The sequence below is a fragment of the Mycobacterium gordonae genome (assembly GCF_017086405.1).
GTDB classification, from domain to species: domain Bacteria; phylum Actinomycetota; class Actinomycetes; order Mycobacteriales; family Mycobacteriaceae; genus Mycobacterium; species Mycobacterium gordonae_D.
Genome location: NZ_CP070973.1, coordinates 5,018,570 through 5,036,821, shown reverse-complemented (window position 1 = coordinate 5,036,821; position 18,252 = coordinate 5,018,570). Strand labels below are relative to the sequence as shown.

Annotated in this window: 6 protein-coding genes; all 6 read left to right on the top strand. The window is 66.0% G+C overall.

The genetic code is table 11. The features are described 5' to 3' along the window. The first annotated feature begins 12 nt into the window (after nucleotides 1-12). The 6 genes from JX552_RS21320 to JX552_RS21295 all read left to right on the top strand — a co-directional run bounded on the left by JX552_RS21320 (nucleotide 13) and on the right by JX552_RS21295 (nucleotide 17,887). Entirely contained in the window at nucleotides 13-7,464 is a 7,452-nt protein-coding gene (locus JX552_RS21320) for an amino acid adenylation domain-containing protein (protein WP_431196002.1), read from the top strand. Further along, nucleotides 7,461-12,950: a non-ribosomal peptide synthetase gene (locus JX552_RS21315; protein ID WP_205873880.1), complete on the top strand. Its 5,490-nt coding sequence runs from the start codon at nucleotides 7,461-7,463 to the stop codon at nucleotides 12,948-12,950. The genes JX552_RS21320 and JX552_RS21315 overlap by 4 nt, the downstream gene beginning before the upstream one ends. Next, entirely contained in the window at nucleotides 12,947-14,032 is a 1,086-nt protein-coding gene (locus JX552_RS21310; RefSeq protein WP_205873879.1) for a saccharopine dehydrogenase NADP-binding domain-containing protein, read from the top strand. Before JX552_RS21315 ends, JX552_RS21310 begins: the two co-directional genes overlap by 4 nt. Further along, nucleotides 14,029-15,060 (top strand): Gfo/Idh/MocA family oxidoreductase, encoded by a 1,032-nt coding sequence (locus JX552_RS21305; RefSeq protein WP_241010660.1) that lies wholly within the window; start codon nucleotides 14,029-14,031, stop codon nucleotides 15,058-15,060. Before JX552_RS21310 ends, JX552_RS21305 begins: the two co-directional genes overlap by 4 nt. Nucleotides 15,061-15,248: 188 nt before the next feature. After that, entirely contained in the window at nucleotides 15,249-16,721 is a 1,473-nt protein-coding gene (locus JX552_RS21300) for a biotin carboxylase (protein WP_205873878.1), read from the top strand. After that, nucleotides 16,718-17,887 (top strand): serine hydrolase domain-containing protein, encoded by a 1,170-nt coding sequence (locus tag JX552_RS21295; RefSeq protein ID WP_205873877.1) that lies wholly within the window; start codon nucleotides 16,718-16,720, stop codon nucleotides 17,885-17,887. The genes JX552_RS21300 and JX552_RS21295 overlap by 4 nt, the downstream gene beginning before the upstream one ends. The last annotated feature ends 365 nt before the right edge of the window (nucleotides 17,888-18,252 follow it).

The following is an 18,252-nucleotide window of genomic DNA, read 5'->3' as shown; positions in this document are numbered from 1 at the left end:
AAGGCGCTGAGCATGCTCGAGGCCGGACACTTCGACGTCCTCTATGAGGCGTCGGTCAAGTCGGACCGATCGCGCCCGCAGCCGCCGGTGACCGAACTTGCCGAATGCGTTTCGGCCCTGCTCGGCGTTCACGTGCACGACCTCGACGGCGACACCGATCTCATCGCGCTTGGCCTGACGTCGGTGATGACCGCTCAGGTTGTCGAGTGGGCCGTCACCCGGTCACGGCATCTGGACTTCGCTGCGCTATACGCCGAACCCACACTGCGCCACTGGCAACAACTCTACGATGGCGCGCAGCGGAGTCCGGTCCACCTTCCGCACGACGACGTCCCGGACCCCTTCGCGACCACCGCGCTGCAGCGCGCCTACTGGGTCGGACGCAGTACCGAGCAACCACTCGGCGGCGTGGGTTGCCAGACGTACTTCGAACTGGACGGCGCCACGATCGATCCGGGACGCCTCAACACCGCTCTCGATACCCTCGCGCGCCGGCATCCCATGCTGCGCAGCATGTTTCCCGACCCGGACCGCTGTTGCATCGACCCAGAGAACCGCCATGTTCCAGTGCCGGTACACGACCTGACCGACTGTGGCGACGCGAGGCGACGACTTCATCTCGATGAGGTCCGCACCAGGCTGCGTGCTCATCGATTCGACATCGAGACCGGTGACACATGGCGAGTCGAACTGACCCGGCTGCCCGATCGTTGCGTCCTGCACTTCGCGATCAATCTGATCATTGCCGACCTGAGCAGTATCGGTATACTCCTCCGTGATCTGGCGGCGTTGTATCGTGGTGATCAATTGCCCTCGCTATCAACCGAATTCGGTGATGGGTGGGCCACCGTCCGGCCTCCTTCGGCGCCGCAGTCGGACTCGATCGAAGCACTGCCCGAATGCCCTCAACTGCCGTGGGCCGAAGAGCGCGACATCGTCTTCCGGCGCCGGCAACACACGCTGGACACCGCCGCGATGGTGGGGCTGGACGAACACTGCCGGACTCACGGCGTCACCCGCGCCGCGGTGTTCCTGGCCGCCTACTCGCTGGTGCTGCGGCACTGGAGCGGTGCCGAGGACTTCTTGGTCAATGTCACCACTTTCGGACGCCCGCCCGGCATCTCGGACGTGATCGGCGATTTCACCCGGACCCACCTTTACCGCTGCGCGCAGCAGGAGCCGACCACCGTGGCGGACTGGGTCCGCGGCGCACAGCGCGGCCTGCGTACCGCGCTGGCCGGACCCGAATCCACCGACCTGCTCGCCGCCCAGCTGCGGGCCGGCACCGGCCACAGTGGCATCGCGCCCGTGGTGTTCACCTATGCGGGAGACACGACGATCCTGCCCCCGCGCGACGTCGACACACTCGGTGCCGTCGGCCACGTGTCCTCGATGACTCCGCAGGTGCTCATCGACAACCAGGTGGGCGTCGTGGGGGACAACCTGGTCGTGTCCTGGGATTACCGCGCGGGCTGTTTCCCGACCGGTGTCGTTGCGGACATGTTCGACGCCTATATCGGCCTGCTGGAAGGCTTTGGCGGCCATGACTGGTCGACGCCGGCGGTCATCGAGCTTCCCCAGCGTTCCCGATCGACACGTCAGCGGCGCAACGCCACATCGGCGGCGCGACCGGAAGGACTGCTCTTCGACGCATTCCGCGAGCAGGCCACCAACGATCCGGGCAGAGTCGCGTTGCGCTGGACCGCAGGCGAATTCGAAGCCGACGCCGATCACGATCCGATCGCGGCCCGCTACCCACAGCTGACCTACGGCGCGCTCGACGACCACGCACGTCGCGTAGCCGGAGTCCTGGTTCAACGCCACGCCCCGGGCTCCATCATCGGGATACAGCTACTCAAGGGCCCGTCTCAGGTCGTCGCCGCACTCGGGGTGCTGATGGCCGGCTGCAGTTACCTCCCGGTGGGAGTTGACCAGCCCGCGGATCGATTCGCCCGCATCTGCGCCATCTCCGGGATGTCGGGATTGATCCGCTCGAAAGAGAGGCAATACGAGCTCGCGGCCGCGGGACCGCTGATACACGACGTCGAATCGATGATCGAATGTGTTGCGGTGGAGCCGGTTCGGATCGACCCGGAGGACACCGCGTACGTCATCTATACCTCGGGCTCCACCGGTGAACCGAAAGGCGTACTGGTGTCCCATGCGGCCGCGTTGAACACGATAGTGGACGTCAATCGCCGTAACGAGGTGGGCGCGGCGGACGTCGTGCTGGCGGTCTCCGCGCTGGACTTCGACCTCAGCGTCTACGACATTTTCGGCCCGCTCAGCTGCGGTGCGAGCCTGGTGATGATCTCCGAACAGTCCCGCCGGGATGCCTTCCACTGGAATGCGCTGGTCAACGAGTTCGCGGTCACGGTGTGGAATTCGGTTCCGGCGCTGCTCGACATGTTGTTGATCGCCGCGGGTAGCGGCTGCGACATGCTGCCCAGCCTTCGGTCGGTGTTTCTTTCCGGTGACTGGATTCCGCTTGACATGCCGAAACGACTGCATCACGCGGCGCCCCGGGCACGCCTGGTCGCCATGGGGGGCGCCACCGAGGCCGCGATCTGGTCGAACGAGTTCGTCCTGGCCCCGGCCGCTGACCTCGATCCCGACTGGGTGTCGGTGCCTTACGGGTACCCGCTGTGCAACCAGATGTTCCGCGTTGTCGACGACTTCGGCCGCGACCGTCCTGACTACGTAGCGGGTGAGTTGTGGATCGGCGGAGCGGGCGTCGCGCAGGGTTATCACAACGCCCCGGAGCTGACCGCCGAGCGATTCGTGCTGGACGAGAACGGAATTCGGTGGTACCGCACCGGCGACCTGGGCTGTTACTGGCACGACGGAACCCTGCAGTTCCTCGGGCGGATCGACTCGCAGGTCAAGATCGGTGGCCACCGGGTGGAGTGCGGTGAGATCGAGCACGTGCTGCGTGAGTATCCGTCGGTGGAGAACGCGGCGGTGGTGCCGATCCAAAGCAATAAGGCGCTAGGTGCCATCCTCGTCTGCAACGGCGATATCGCGGGTTTCACCGATGCAACGGAGGTTGAGCTGCGGCGCTACCTGGCAGAACGATTGCCGCAGTATATGATTCCGCGGCTGATCATGCCCGGCGCCGAGCTGCCGCTCACGGGTAACGGCAAGGTTGATCGCCGTTGGGTAGCCGAGGAATTGGAGGAATTCGCCCGGGCCGCGCGGGACGGACAGTCGGCCACCGATCTCACCACGGTCGAACGCGTGGTCGCCGGGGTCTGGTCGGAGGTACTCGGTGCCGCGATCACCCGCCGCGGCGACAACTTCTTCGCCCATGGCGGTGACAGCCTGCGAGCGACGCAGGTGGTCGCGCAACTGAAGAACAGGGGAGTGATCGGCGCTGACGTCGGGCAACTTCTGGGGCACCAGACCCTCGGCGAATTCAGCTCGGTCTGCCTCGTCGGTGCGCGACCGCATGACTCCGGGCCTGATCATCCTCGCGTGCAGCAGAACAGTGCCTTTCCGCTCACCCGGCTGCAGCAGGCTTATGTGCTCGGCAGCGCCGGGCTGCACGGAACATCGCGTGCGCCAACATTTTTCTCGATCGTGCTGGCAGTCGAGGAGCCAGGAGACAGTGTCGACCTGGACCGCTTCGGTGCCGTCGTCAGCCACTGTGTCGCTGAATTCGCGGTACTGCGCTGTGTCCTGGACGACGACACCAGTCAACGCGTGCATGACGCCCCGCCGGTGCCGGTGGACGTCGTCGCCGGCACCTGTCCCGAGTCGCTGATGAAGCACATGGCCGGCGCGGTGTTCGATCCGCGGGCGGTCCCGGTCGTCCGGTGTTTCGCCCTGTCCGGCTCCTCGCGCTATGTCGGCCTGCTGATCAACTACCTGAGCCTGGACGCCCGCAGCCTGGCGACCGTCATCGCGACCATCATCGCTGACTACCAGCAGACCCCTCGGTTGCGTCACGTTGATTGCGACGCAGACGTTTTCGCGCGTTTCGCCGCCGACAATCAGGACGCCGGCCTGGCAGCCAACCCGCAGGCCAGCGCGCCGGCGCCGGTGCTGCCGTTGGCTGGCCGGCCACTCGGCTCGCGGGCGCGGGTGGAATTCGAGCGGATGACCTTCAACCTGGGCCCGCTGGAGTCGGCCGCACTGCGTGACCGGGCAGCGCAGCAGAGGGTCGCGCCGACCGCGCTGGTTTTCGAGGCATTCACCGATGCGCTCCACTCGATCGGCGCCGGGGAGCGATTTGCGGTGGTGGTCCCCAAGACCCACCGACCGGACTACGCACCCGTCGACCGTGAAGTGCTGGGCAACTTCACCCGGCTTGCGCTGTGTGAGGTCGACTACAGCGACGTCCAGCCCGGCTCGCTGGACGCGGTCACCGCCGCACAGCGCGAACTGTGGCGCGCCATCGCCGATGACGGCGACGCCACCGGCCTGCTCGCCGCGCTGCGTACTGCCGGGTCACCCGGCTATCCGGTGGTATTCACCAGCACGCTCGGGCTCGCGCCGCACTCGGGCGCCCAATTGTTGAATTTCGCCACACTGACCCAGACTCCCGGAGTGTGGTTGGACTGTCAGGTCGAGGACGACATGGGCGGCATTCGGGTCAGCTGGGACACAGCCGGCGGCATCGTCGCCGACGAACCGCTGGCCGTCGCGTTCCTGCGGTTCGAACAGGCGGTACGCCGGCACGCGGGGGGCAGCGGCGACGTGTCGTACACGTCCTCGACGTGTCCCCGATCCGAGCTGTCTGACGGCGGGTGGGCGAGCGCAGTGATCGGCCTGGCCGCCAGTCTCTGCGACGCCGAGCGGGTCCGTCCGCAGTACGCACCCCTGTTGCGGAGCTGGCAGCAACGGGGAGAGGTTGCGACGGCGGGCCAAAACATCGAGCGCGCGGCGCGCAGATTGGCTGACATCGTCACCGGAGCGGCGTCGCCGCACACCCTGGTCGGCGACCCGCAGTTGGCGCCCGAAGCGATGCTGCTCGCCGAGGACCGGTTGCAGGAGGCGCTCGACGATCTGGCCGAACGCATCTTTGCGCAGGCCCGCCACCTGGGCCGGCGCCTGCGGATCGTGGAAGTGGGTTCCCGTACCGGATTGATATCCCAACGCATTACGCAGCTGGTCGGCGCCGTAGTCGACGAGTATGTGTGTTTCGAGCCCAATGCGGTGCTGGCCGAGATCGCCTCTGGTCGGCATTTCGACACGGCTATCCGCCAGCTGGAGTCGGCTGAGCAGCTGACGAGGGCAGAGGCGGATGTGGTGATCTGTTGCGGATCGCTGCACCAGCTGCCCGACGCGGGGCCGGTCCTCGACGTCCTCACTGTGGCGGACGGCGGATGGCTCTGGGTCGCCGAGAACTGTGAGATCACGTCGGCGACCCTGGCCAGCGCGGCTGTCCTGAATCCCGATCTGCTTGCGCCTGAAGCGGAGTCAGTGCGGGCGGCCGACCAATGGTGGCGATTCATAGCCCAACACCATTGGCAGCCGGAGCAGATGACACAGGACGGTCCCGGCCTGACCATCGTCGCCCGCCGTCATCGCAGGACGCGCTCCCGGCCGGCCCCACGCGCTCACGTCGCACCGACATCGGTGTTGCCGGCATACCCGCTCGAGGAGTCGGTGCTCGGCACGATCGCCGGCATCTGGCAGCGCCATTTGAACATTCCGACGCCAACCGCTGACGACGACTTCTTCCTGCTCGGCGCGGATAGTCTGGTCGCGACCCGCGTCTATGCCGACCTGCGGGCCGCCGGTTTCACCAGGCTGGCTCTGGTCGACCTGTTCAACTACCCGGTTCTCGCGCAGCTTGTCGCGAAAGCCGGCGCCCCGAGTGCCCCGCACCCCGCGTCGGTGGAGGCGGGCCAGGTACTCGACGAGGGACAGGTTCCCCTCACCGTCGTCCAGCACGCGTATCTGGCCGGGCGGGACGGCGGTTTCTTGCTCAGCGGCGTGGCGGCCCACTGCTACTTCGAGTTCGAGGCGACGGATTTCGACCGCCCGAGGTTCGAAACGGCAGTACGGCAACTCATTTCCTATCACCCAGGGCTGCGTACCACGGTGACCGCCGAGACCCCCGGCGAGCCCTCGCCCCGGTGCGCTGTCGTGCATCCGGCCCCGATCGAACCCGTGATATCCGACTATGACGACGTGCGGACGCGGATGCGCGACCAGGTCATCGACGTCGTGACGCGACCCGGCATCGATTTCGGGATCCAGAGCACCGATGACGGCAGAACCATCGTCGGGATCAGCATGGACAACATCATGCTGGATGGCACCAGCATGATGATCGCGCTCGGGCAGCTCGACCATCTCTACCGCAGCGGCAGCGCCGACGGACTGCCACCGTTGCGTACGTCTTTCGCACAATACGTCGGCAGCCACCCCGAGTTGTGGCCCGACGCTGACGAGGCGGACCTGCCCGCGCTGGCGTCCAGCCGCGACTATTGGCGTTCGCGCCTACCGTCATTGCCGCGGGCCCCGGAGCTGGCCGACCTGGGTCTGCTCCTGGATATCGACAAGCCGGTGTTCGAACGAGCAACTGCCGTTATCGAGCAGGATGATTGGCGAAACATCACCCAGCGTTGCCGCGTCGAGCGGGTGACGGCGGCCTCGTTCCTGCTGGCCGGCTATGCGCGGGTGTTGTCCCAGTGGGCCGGCACCACACATTTCTGCGTCAATGTCACCCTCTTCGACCGCGACCACGGTGTTCCCGGAATAGACGAGGTGATAGGCGATTTCACCTCGCTGCTGTTGTTGGAGTGCCAAGTCGATGCGACCGAGTCGCTCTGGGAACAGGCCCGTCGTCTGCAGCGGCAACTGCTGACCGATCTGCCGCATCGCGCCGCGGACGCGGTCTGGCTGCAGCGCGAATTACTGCGTCACCACGGGATTCCGGGGCAGGCGGTGTTTCCCGTGGTGTTCACCAGTGGGCTCGGCCTAGTGGACACGTCGGGCCGGTCGGCCTTCGACTTCGGTGAATTGGTGTTCGGACTCTCGCAAACTCCACAGACGGTGCTGGATTTCCAGATGTGGGAGCGCGCCGGGGCACTGTCGTTGTCGTGGGACTTTGTTACGCAAGCGGTTTCGGCGTCGGACGCGCGCCGTTACCTCGACCTGATGGTAGCCGGCATGGTCGCTGCCGGGGCTGCGCCGGCCGCGGCGGCCCAGCCGCACGATCCGGGCACCGGTGACGAGTTCGTCGACCGGGTCTTGCGGATCTGCGCCACCGCCTTGAATCTGCCCCGGGTCGAAGCGAGCGACAATTTCTTCTTGCTCGGTGGCGATTCCGCCACGGCTACCCGAGTGGTGGAGCAGCTCAGCCGGGACGTGTCGGCCACCGCGACGTTGCGGCTGCTGTTCGAGCACCCTGTCCTCGGGGAATTCGCGGCCCAACTGGCCACCGTCGCCCCTGCTGGGGAGACCGCGAGTCATGTGGATACCGAAGCCGAAATCGAAGAGGGTGTGCTATGAGCGCGGCGGAGCTGATAGCCCGGGTGCGCGGCAGCGGCGTGCAGCTGTGGGTGGACGGTGAGAACCTGCGTTACCGGGCACCACACGGTGTGCTGGATGCCGAACTCAAGGCTCAGTTGGCCGCCGCCAAAGTAGCCGTCATCGCTGAGTTGACTCGTGAGACAGCGCTATTGCGGGCGCCCCAGGACCGGTTCGAACCGTTCCCGCTGACCGACGTGCAGGCCGCATATTTGCTCGGCCGCACCTCGGCATTTCGCTGGGGCGGTGTCGGCTGTCACGGCTATGCGGAGTTCGCGGTCGACCACAGCATCGCCAGGCCGGACGCGCAGGCGTATCGGGCGGCGTGGCGCAAGGTAGTCGACACCCACGACATGCTGCGTTGCGTGGTGCATCCGGACGGCTACCAGGTCGTCTGCCCGGACCTTCCCGATGGGCTGACAGTTTGTGAAAGCTCAGACGAGCAGCACATCGCCGCCGAACGCACCCGTATCTCCCAGGAACTCAGGAATCGTACCTACCCGCTCGGTGCAGGTCCGATGTACGACATCGTGGTCACCATCGGCGCGCACGACACCGTTGTGCACGTGTCGGTCGATCTGCTGATCGCCGATTTCGTCAGCATCTTCATCCTGATGACCGACTTCGGACAATGCCTTCTCGAACCCGAATACTGTTTGCCCCCTGTCGATTTCAGCTTTCGCGACTATCTGTTGAATGTCACGCGGCACCGCAACTCGCTCGCCGGATCGACGCGCCGGCAACGGGACCTGGATTATTGGCAAGCTCGGCTCGAGCAGCTTCCGCCACCGATTGCGCTGCCGATGCCGCCGGTCGACACCGACTCGCCGGGAACGCTCGTACCCAGCTTCACGCGGCGCTCGATGCGGTTGACGCCGGAGCAATTCGCCACTTTCACCAGGCGCGCCACTGAACACGGAGCCACCGCGAGCGTGGCGATGACGGCGGCATTCAGCACCGTCCTGGGCCGCTACGGCGACCGCGACCATTTCTTGTTGACCTTGACGACGATGGCCCGCTTCCCGTTCTCCGCCGCGGTCGGTCGGCTGGTCGGCGACTTCACCGGCACCAGCGCGCTGGAAGTCGACGTGCGTGGACAACGCACCTTCGGTGAGTCGCTTCGGACGATCGGGGGCCGCCTCTTCGAGGACATGGATCACGCGAGCGTCGGTGGCGTGGAGGTCGCCCGCATGCTCGCCCGCAGCGACGAGAACCGGGGCGAACACTCGCCCGTTGTACTGACTTCGACACTGGGTGTCGCGACCAGGCAGGACGTCGGGGCCAAGGCATCCTTCCTGCGCCCGATACCAGGCCGGGGCCTGAGCCAGACACCCCAGGTGCTGTTGGACTGCCAGATATTCGAGGTCGACGGCGCGTGCGAGATCAACTGGGACACCCGCGATGAGGGAATCAGCGAGGAGGTGCTCGACCGTGCCTTCGCCGATTTTTGCCAGGTGCTGCAGACACTGAGCACCGATCCCGCGGCCTGGAACCTTCCGGTGCTACCGGTGGTGGCCCCCGAGCCCGCGATCATGCCCGAGTGTGACGAGAACGCGTTGCTGCACAACGGTTTTTGTCGTCAGGCGGCACGCACGCCGGATGCGGTGGCCATCTGGCACGGCGATCAGGCCACCACATATGCCCAGCTGTTGGCCGCCGCCCGCGCGGTCGCCGCGGAGTTGTCCGGTGTGGGTGTCGGCGACTATGTCGGAATTCGCTTGCCGGAAGGGCCACGTCAGGTGGCGGCGATCCTGGGCACCGTTCTGGTCGGCGCGGCGTACGTGCCGCTCGACGTGCTGTGGCCGGATCACCGGGTCGCTCAGATTGCCGAGCAATGTTCGCTGGCCGCACTGTGTGAACCGGGCGGGCGGATCGACGATCTGCTCGCCGACCCGGCGGCCTGGCTCCCCCGGAGCGCTCCTGAGCCGCAGCGCACACCGGCGACGCCGGATGACACGGCATATGTGATCTTCACGTCCGGCTCGACGGGAATCCCCAAGGGCGTCATGATAAGTCACCGCGCCGCGGTGAACACCCTGGACGATGTGAACGACCGCCTCGGCGTCGGTGCGACCGACTCGGTGCTCGCGGTATCGCAGCACACCTTCGATCTGTCGGTGTACAACATCTTCGGCCTGCTGGCTGTCGGCGGCGCTATCGTGTTCGCCGCGGGCGGCGGCCGCAGCAATCCGCAGTCCTGGCTCGAAGCGATCGCCAGACATCGCGTCACGCTCTGGAATTCGGTTCCAGCGCAGATGCAATTGCTGCTCGACCAGGCCGGTCAGGGCCACACCCTGCCGACGCTGCGATGGATCATGTTGTCCGGTGACTGGATTCCAGTGGCCCAGCCGAAACAGATCGCCGCTCTGGCGCCCGGAGCTTCGATGCTGAGCCTCGGCGGTGCGACCGAGGCGGCCATCTGGTCGATCTGCCACCCCATGGAAGTACGCCGGTATGCGCGCAGCGTCCCGTACGGCACGGCGATGCGCAACCAGAGCGTGCACGTCCTGACCCACCGCGGTGAACCGGCTGCCAGGTGGCAAGTGGGCGAGATACACATCGGGGGAGTGGGTCTGGCGCAGGGGTATCTCGGCGACCCGCTGCGCACCAGGGCCGCATTCATCACCCACCCCGTCTCAGGTGAGCGGCTGTACCGAACCGGCGATTACGGCCGGGTCATCGACGAGGGCGTGATCGAGTTGCTCGGCCGCCGCGACAACCAGGTCAAGATTCGTGGTCACCGCATCGAACTGGCAGAAGTGGATTCGGCACTGTCCCAGCTGCCCGGTGTGCGGACCGCGGTGAGCGCCGCCATCGGTGACACGCGTCAAGATCGAATCCTGGTAGCTGCGGTGGTCTCCGATGCCGCCGGTCCCGAGGAGCAGGCCGAGCGCCGTTGCAGCGCAGCCGAAGTTCTGCGCGACCTGGGCAAGACCCACCGGAACCAGACCGAGGGCCTGGAGGTAGAGAAGCTGCTCGCCTTCGCCTCGGCCGCCCGTGAAGTCGCGCTGATGAGCATGTGCGCGGCGTTGGGTCCGGCGGTACACCCCGGCGAACACCTCACCGTCGACGAGTTGGCCGAGCGCTTGTCGCTTCCCGACCGGTTGCAGCGTCTGCTCCGCCGCTGGCTTGACGCACTGGTCGATGACGGCCGGGTGATGAGGCACCCGGGTTCAAGCCTGGAACTCGCTGAACGATATGAACTTTCCGATTGTGCGGCTCAGTGGCAGCGGGTACGTGAGCTGGGCGCGGAGGTCGACTACGGTGACGACCTGCTGGCGTATGTCGGCGAATGCATCCACCAGCTGCCCGGCCTGCTGGCAGGCGCCGTCGATCCCCTTCAGCTCCTGTTTCCCGAAGGCACCGTAGACACCGCAACCGCGGCCTACCGGGACAACCTGGTCAGTAGGTATACCAACCAACTGGTGGTGTCCGGTCTCACGGCGCGAGCCGCCCGGGCCGGCCAGGTGACTGCCGCACGGCCCCTGCGGGTTTTGGAGGTGGGGGCGGGCGTGGGCGGCACCAGCGTGGGGCTGATCACCGCCCTTGCGCCCTACCCGGTGCGCTACACCTTCACCGACGTGTCGAACTTCTTCCTGGCGCGGGCGCGAAACCTGTTCGCGGAATACGACTTCATCGACTACCGAATCTTTGACATCAATCGGCAGCCTGCCGAACAGGGTCTTGCCCCCGCCTCGTTCGACGCCATCGTCTGTGCCAACGTATTGCACAATGCGGTCAACATCGACGACGCGCTCGGTGCGTTGCACCGGCTCCTGGCACCCGGCGGGTCATTGGCTTTCATCGACGCCACGGCCGTCAACCATCCCCTGATGATCTCGATGGAATTCAAGGAAGGCTTGCACGGCTTCACCGACGCGCGCCTGGGCACCAACTCAGCTTTTCTCACCTACGCGCAGTGGCACGATGTTCTTGGGCGGTCACCGTTCGGCGCGGTCCACAGCTTTCCGCCGCCGGAACATCCGTTGGCCCTGCTGGGCCAGCATGTGTTCTGGTGTGATTCGGCATCCCCGGCGCACGCGCTGCGGCCCGCGGAGCTGATCGAGGGTGCCCGGGAAGTCCTGCCGGGTTATATGGTTCCCCAGCAACTGATCTCGCTGGCGACGCTGCCGCTGACGCCCAACGGCAAGATCGATCGGAGCGCGGTCACCGCCGAACTGGAAGCGCTGCGCTCCGCGGCCCGCGCGGGTGGCAGCGAGGCGGCTGCTCAGCCGGGTGTTCTGGACAACATGCAGACTCGTATCGCCGAAATCTGGGCATCGGTGCTGGGTTTGGATGCGAGCCGGATCTCGCCCACCTCGGACTTTTTCGCACTCGGCGGTGACTCGCTGCTGATGGCTCAAGCGATCGGCCGGATTCGCCGTGAGATCACCGAAGCCTCCGGTCTGGCCTGGGACGATCTGCTTCGCGCGATGGTGTCCAACCCCACGTTGGTCGCGGCGGCCGACGCGGTGCGCCGGCCTGCGCTGAAATCCCCGGCCGACCGAACCGAGCAGGCGGTCGGTGAGTCGGCGTCGCCGCTGGTGTATCTCGGTGCGGGGGAGGGCTTCACCACAGGAACCGAGATCTCCATCTGTGTGCACGACGGAAGCGGGGGGCTGGCTCCCTACGACCAGCTGGCCCCGCACCTGCTCGCGGCCGCAGACCGAGTCCCCGATCTTTACGGGTTGCGCCGGGTGCCGGGTGACGGCTATTCGCAGATCGCGCCGGCGGAGTTGTTCACCACCCTGGCCGCCCGTTACAGCGAACCGATCATCGCCCTCGCGCCGAAGAAGGTGCACCTGCTCGGTTACTGCATGGGAGGGTTGCTGGCGGCCGAGATCGCGAAACGGCTGGAAGAGGCCGCCATTGACGTCGGCACGGTGACGGTGGTCAGCTCGTACCGGGTTCCGATGGACGTCGAAGACGATGACATCCTCGACTACTGCTTCGCCCAGATACTGGGTGTCTCACCCGAGATCCTCGGAATGCAGGTAGACGACGACGCGGTGCGCGGAGCGTTCACCCGAGCCAGGGCACGCTACGTCGACGTGATTCCGGCGGGAGCCCTGCGCAGTGCTGCAGAACCCGTGCTGGCGGCGAGCCTGGAGCGCAGCGTGGACGCCGTGGAACCACGGATGAAGCTACTGGCCGAGTCAGGGGTCCTGGGTCCGGGATGGGACGTCGAGTCGCTCACCGAACTCAGGTCGATCTTCATTCACAGCCTGCGTGCCGTGGTGCATGGTGCGGCCGAGCCGTTCCTCGGCGACATCCATTTCCTCCGGCAACGCGGCGACATCCACTTCCTGCCGACGCTGCAGGAAGACATGACCGCGTTCTGGGCCGACTACTGCCTCGGAGAATTGACGATCAGCGATATCGACGGCACCCACTTCGATTGCCTGGCTGGCGAGAACGCGCAATCCGTCGCCAAGATGCTGGTGGATTGCTGGGCCGCGGACGCGTGAACGTGTTGTTGTTCGGCGCCACCGGTGCCGTGGGAAGAAGCTGCCTCGACGTTCTGACCCGACGTCCGGATACATCGCTGGTGATCGCCGGGCGCGACGAGAGGTCGCTGCATGAGGTCGCCACGGCCGCCACGGGTTCGGGGCCGGGCACGGTCGGGGTCGCCTGCCTCGACCTGACCGATGCCGCAGCGGTCGCCGCCGCGGTGCCGGGCTACGACGTCGTGATCAACTGTGCGGGCCCCTCACACCGTCTCAGCGAGGTGGTTGCCGGCGTGGCCATCGCTGCCGGGGTGCCGTACGTCGACCCCGGCGGCGACCAGGCGTTGTTGGACCGCCTCACTGCCGCGGCGCCTGACGTTCCCGTCGTGCTGCAAGCCGGTGTGCAACCCGGCGTCTCAGGACTTGTGCTGCGTATGCTCGCGGTGCACCGAACCGCTGAGAACGACGGCATCACCGTATGGTGCGGTGGGCTGCAGCACCTGACGTCTGCGTCGGTGCTGGAATACCTGGCCGCCCTCGGGGATCCGAGCAGTCATCCCGGTGCGGCATTGCGCCAGGGCATGATTCACCGCGTCGGTCGCTCCGACAGCCACCCCGCCCCGGCGCGATACTTTTCGGAATCAGTCACCGTACACCCCCATCTTGACGCCGAGACCATCTCGGTGGCAGCACATCTGAGCATCGCAGAGGTGTTGTGGCTGAACGTACTTGACGGTGTGCGCACCACCCGGGCCATGCAGCTACTGGCACTCGACGATGAACGGCGGCACACCACCGACCTCGATGCCGTGCTGGCCGCGGGCAAACTGGACTTGTTCGGTCGCCGGCCCTACTTCGCGATCGTCGGCAGCGTCGGCGCCACGACCGTCGCGTTTCGCTGTCCGGACAGTTACCGCATCACCGGTGCGGCGGCGGCGTTCGCGGCTGAACACATCGCAAAGCTACCGGCAGGCGTGTGGCCGTTCTGGCGGGTCGACGAGCCCCACACGGTGATGAACTATCTGACCTCGGTGGTGCCGGAGGCCGAGATAGCGTGTGTCGAAGACTCGGTGCCGCCGATGATTGAGGAAGGCTCGCTGTGAGTGCACGGCGCCGTCCGCAGGCCATCGTGGTCGGAGCGACGTTCGGTGCAATCTACGCCGAGGCGTTGGCGGCGCCCGATTCCCCAGTGGAGTTGATCGGTTTGGTCTCCACGGGATCGGCGGCGTCGGCGGCGTTGGCCGACCGGCTCGGCATCGCCTTGTACACGGACCTGGACGACCTGCCGCACGTCGACGTGGCGTTCGTGGTGGTGCGCTCGGGGGTGGTGGGCGGTGACGGCGTTCAGATTTGTGAACGGTTGCTAGCCCGGGGCATCCATGTGATGCAGGAACAGCCCGTACACCCGGACGAGATGCTGTCCCTGTTGCGGGTTGCCAAGATGAATCGAGTGCTTTACGCGGTCAACGACTTCTACAGCCGCGTCGCGCCGATGCGTCAATTCATCTGCGCTGCAAAGGTGCTCGACAAAGTGGCGCGGATCCGTTACGTTCACGCCCGGTCTGCCATCCATGTCGCCTACCCCTTGTTCACCATCCTCGGCAGTGTCGTCGGCGCCCTGGCGCCTGCGCAGGTCATGGTGCCCAAGCACGGCGGACCTAGCCCGTTCGTCGCCGGGCGCCTGATGCTCGCCGACGTCACCGTCGACCTGCTGATACAGAACGAACTCTGCGCCAGCGACCCCGACAATTACGCCCGCCTGATGCACGCCATCACTGTCGGAACCGACGCCGGAGAACTGGTTCTCGCCCATACCCACGGGTCGACTCGCTGGCATCGGCGCCCGCACCCCGAAGCCGGCCTGGCGGATGTTCCGGTCGCCGAGCCGGTCGGCGTCACCTTCGAACCGACTGCGGCCGAGATACGAAACGAGCTGTGGCCGAACGCGGTCAGACTGGCAGCAGCTGATTTCGTGGATTCCGTCGATCGGTCCGCGATCATGATCTCGCAGCGCCTTCTTCGGGCGACCCGGTTGTGGTCGGACTTCACCTCGGCAATGGGGCCGGTGACGTTGATAGACCCCGAACCGCCCATCCTCGTCTCGGCCGCGGAATTGAGTGTCGAACGTTAGTCGCACCGCCTTGGACAATGCGTGCCGGTGCCGTCGACCAGACGTGCTGCGACCTGACCGTGCGCGCCCTTCGACCGGGTGGGTGGACACCCCACACGATCGCGCTGCGATGGGCGGGTCCAAACTTTAGAAATGGAGCTAAGTGACTTCACCCCCGCCGCCCACCCGCCGATGTCAGCGCGGCTCGCGTGACGGCGTCCCTCAATGGGCCCGCACCGCGTCCCCTGAACGGCCTCTCGGACATCCGCGCGTTCTTCCACACCAACACCAGACCGCTGTACTTCATCTCGCCGACCCCGTTCAATCTGCTGGGCGTCGATCGCTGGATACGGAACTTCTTCTATCTGACGTACTACGACGCTTTTGAGGGCACACATTCCCGCGTGTTCGTGCCCCGGCGACGAGACCGCCGTGATTTCGACTCCATGGACGAGGTGTGCAGCCACCTGCTGTCGGATCCCGAGACGCTCGACTTCATCGCGGGCAAAGGCCCCGGTGGCAAGTGTTGCTTTGTGATGATGAATGAGGAGATCCAGGCATTGGCGCGGTCGGCGGGCCTAGAGGTCATGCATCCGGCGATCGAGCTGCGCGAGCGCCTGGGCTCCAAGATCGTCATGACGCGGCTGGCCACCGATGCGGGCATCCCGAGCGTGCCCAACACGATCGGACGGGCCGGTTCCTACGACGAATTGCTGACGCTCGCGCAGGACGCCGGTTTAGGCGATGATCTCGTCATCTCGATCGCGTACGGCAACGCCGGCAGTGGGACGTTCTTCGTGCACGGCCAGCGCGACTGGGACCAGCACGCCGGTGACCTGGTCGGGCAGGAACTCAAAGTCATGAAGCGCATCCGCAATGTCGAGGTGTGCCTAGAGGGTGCAGTGACCCGCCACGGCACCGTGGTCGGCCCAGCGATGACGAGTCTGGTCGGATATGCGGAGCTGACGCCGAGCCGGGGCAGCTGGTGCGGCAATGACATCTGGCACGAGGTGTTGCCGCCGGCCCAGACCCGCGCCGCGCGAGAAATGGTGACGAAGCTGGGCGACGTCATGCGTCGCGAGGGTTACCTCGGCTACTTCGAAGTGGACCTGCTCCACGACCTCGACTCCGATGAGCTCTACCTCGGCGAGGTGAATCCGCGCCTGTCCGGCGCCAGCCCGATGACGAATTTGACCACCGAGGCCTACGCCGACATGCCGCTGTTCCTCTTCCATCTGCTCGAGTACATGGACGTGGAGTACGAGCTCGACATCGACGAGATCAACGCGCGGTGGGAGCGGGGCTATGGCGAGGACGAGGTCTGGGGCCAGGTGATCATCACGGAGACCTCGCCGGAAATCGAGATCTTCACCGCGACGCCACGCACCGGGGTATGGCGTATCGATGACGACGGTCGTGTCTCCTTCGCGCGCACCGCCAACGACTGGGCCACCCTGCTCGACGGCTCCGAAGCCTTTTACATGCGGGTCGCGGCGCCCGGCGACCTACGTTCCGAGGGCGCTCAACTCGGTGTGCTCGTCACCCGTGGACACCTGCAGACCGACGACTATCAGCTGAGCGAGCGCTGCCAGCGCTGGGTCAAAGGTATGAAGGCGAAGTTCAGCTCAACGCCTCTTACGCCCGCCGCGCCGATCGTCTCTCGGCTCGTCGCACGAGCGTGAGCGCCCCGGCCGGCATCTCGCTGGACAACTGGTTGTCGGCGCCCTACGCGAAGTGGTCATTCCAGCACGTCGAAGATTTCGTGCCCACCGCGGTGATCTCGCGGAGGTCGGGCCCGGTCGCCGCCTTACCCGCAACCGGGGCCGCTTTGGCGGACATCCCGGTGGCCAGCACCGGTGGGGCGGTGACCACGGTGGGCGCGGTGATGGCCGCCACCGCGACCGACGGGTGGGCCGTCGCCTGCCGTGGATCGATGATGACCGAGGAATACCTGGACGGTATGCAGGCTCAGACAAGGCACCTGCTGTTCTCGGTGAGCAAATCACTGGTCGCCGCCGTAGTCGGCGTGCTGCACGAGGACGGTGCGATCCGGCTCGACGCGCCGGTCACGAATTTCGTTCCCGCTCTTGCGGATTGCGGTTACGCGGGAGCGACGGTACGCCACCTGCTGGATATGCGTTCCGGCATCGCGTTTTCCGAGAACTACGACGACCCGGCCGCGGAGATTCATCTCCTCGACCAGGCGATGGGCTGGGCGCCCCGGAACCGTCCGGACGCACCCGCCACGCTGCAGGATTTCCTGCTGACCCTGCGACGCAAGTCACCGCACGGCGGACCCTTCGAATACCGTTCCTGCGAAACCGATGTGCTCGGCTGGATCTGCGAGGTCGCCGGCGCCCAGCGGATGCCCGAACTGATGTCGGAATTGCTGTGGGGCCGCATCGGCGCCCAGTGCGACGCCACGATCGGCGTCGACTCGGCGGGCACCGGGTTGTTCGACGGCGGGATCAGCGGATGTCTGGCCGACATGATCCGGTTCGGCTCGCTTTTCCTGCGCGAGGGTGTCTCGTTGACCGGGGAGCAGGTCGTGCCGGCGGCGTGGCTGGCCGACACCTTCGCGGGCGGTCCCGACTCGCGGCAGGCGTTCGCCGCGAACCCGGACAACGATGAGATGCCCGGTGGCATGTACCGCAACCAGATGTGGTTTCCCTGCCCGGGCAGCAACGTCGTGTTGTGCTTGGGCATGTGCGGCCAGATGATCTACGTCGACCGCTCGGCGGAGATGGTCGCCGCCAAGCTCTCCACCCAGTCGCATTCGCACGAGCCACACATGTTGGATACCTTGCGGGCCTTCGACGCGGTGGCGCAGGAGCTGCGCGCCGGGTAGCGCTGGGTCGCCGCGAATATCTCATCGTTGGTGGCCTTGCGGACGTCGTGCAATCCGGAGCGAACCGGCCTCTCATGATCACGTCAATCGCTAGTGGCCGGATCATCCACAGGCAAGACAGTGACAAAGCGCTATAACGCAGACCTCGACTGCCTCCGGTGCCGCATTCTGACATTTTCGCCGCCCCACCCACTGTGACTCACGATGAGATCCCGTTCCGCGGCCGGAAAGTGCGCGCCGGGTTTTCTTCCCGGTTATTTTGAAATGTCTGGGGTGTGCAACAAGGGTCCGACCAGCGGATCCGCTGACGGGCTGCGAGGCCCAAACCGCGGGACACAGTTGAATTTCGGGTAAACCTTCTTACC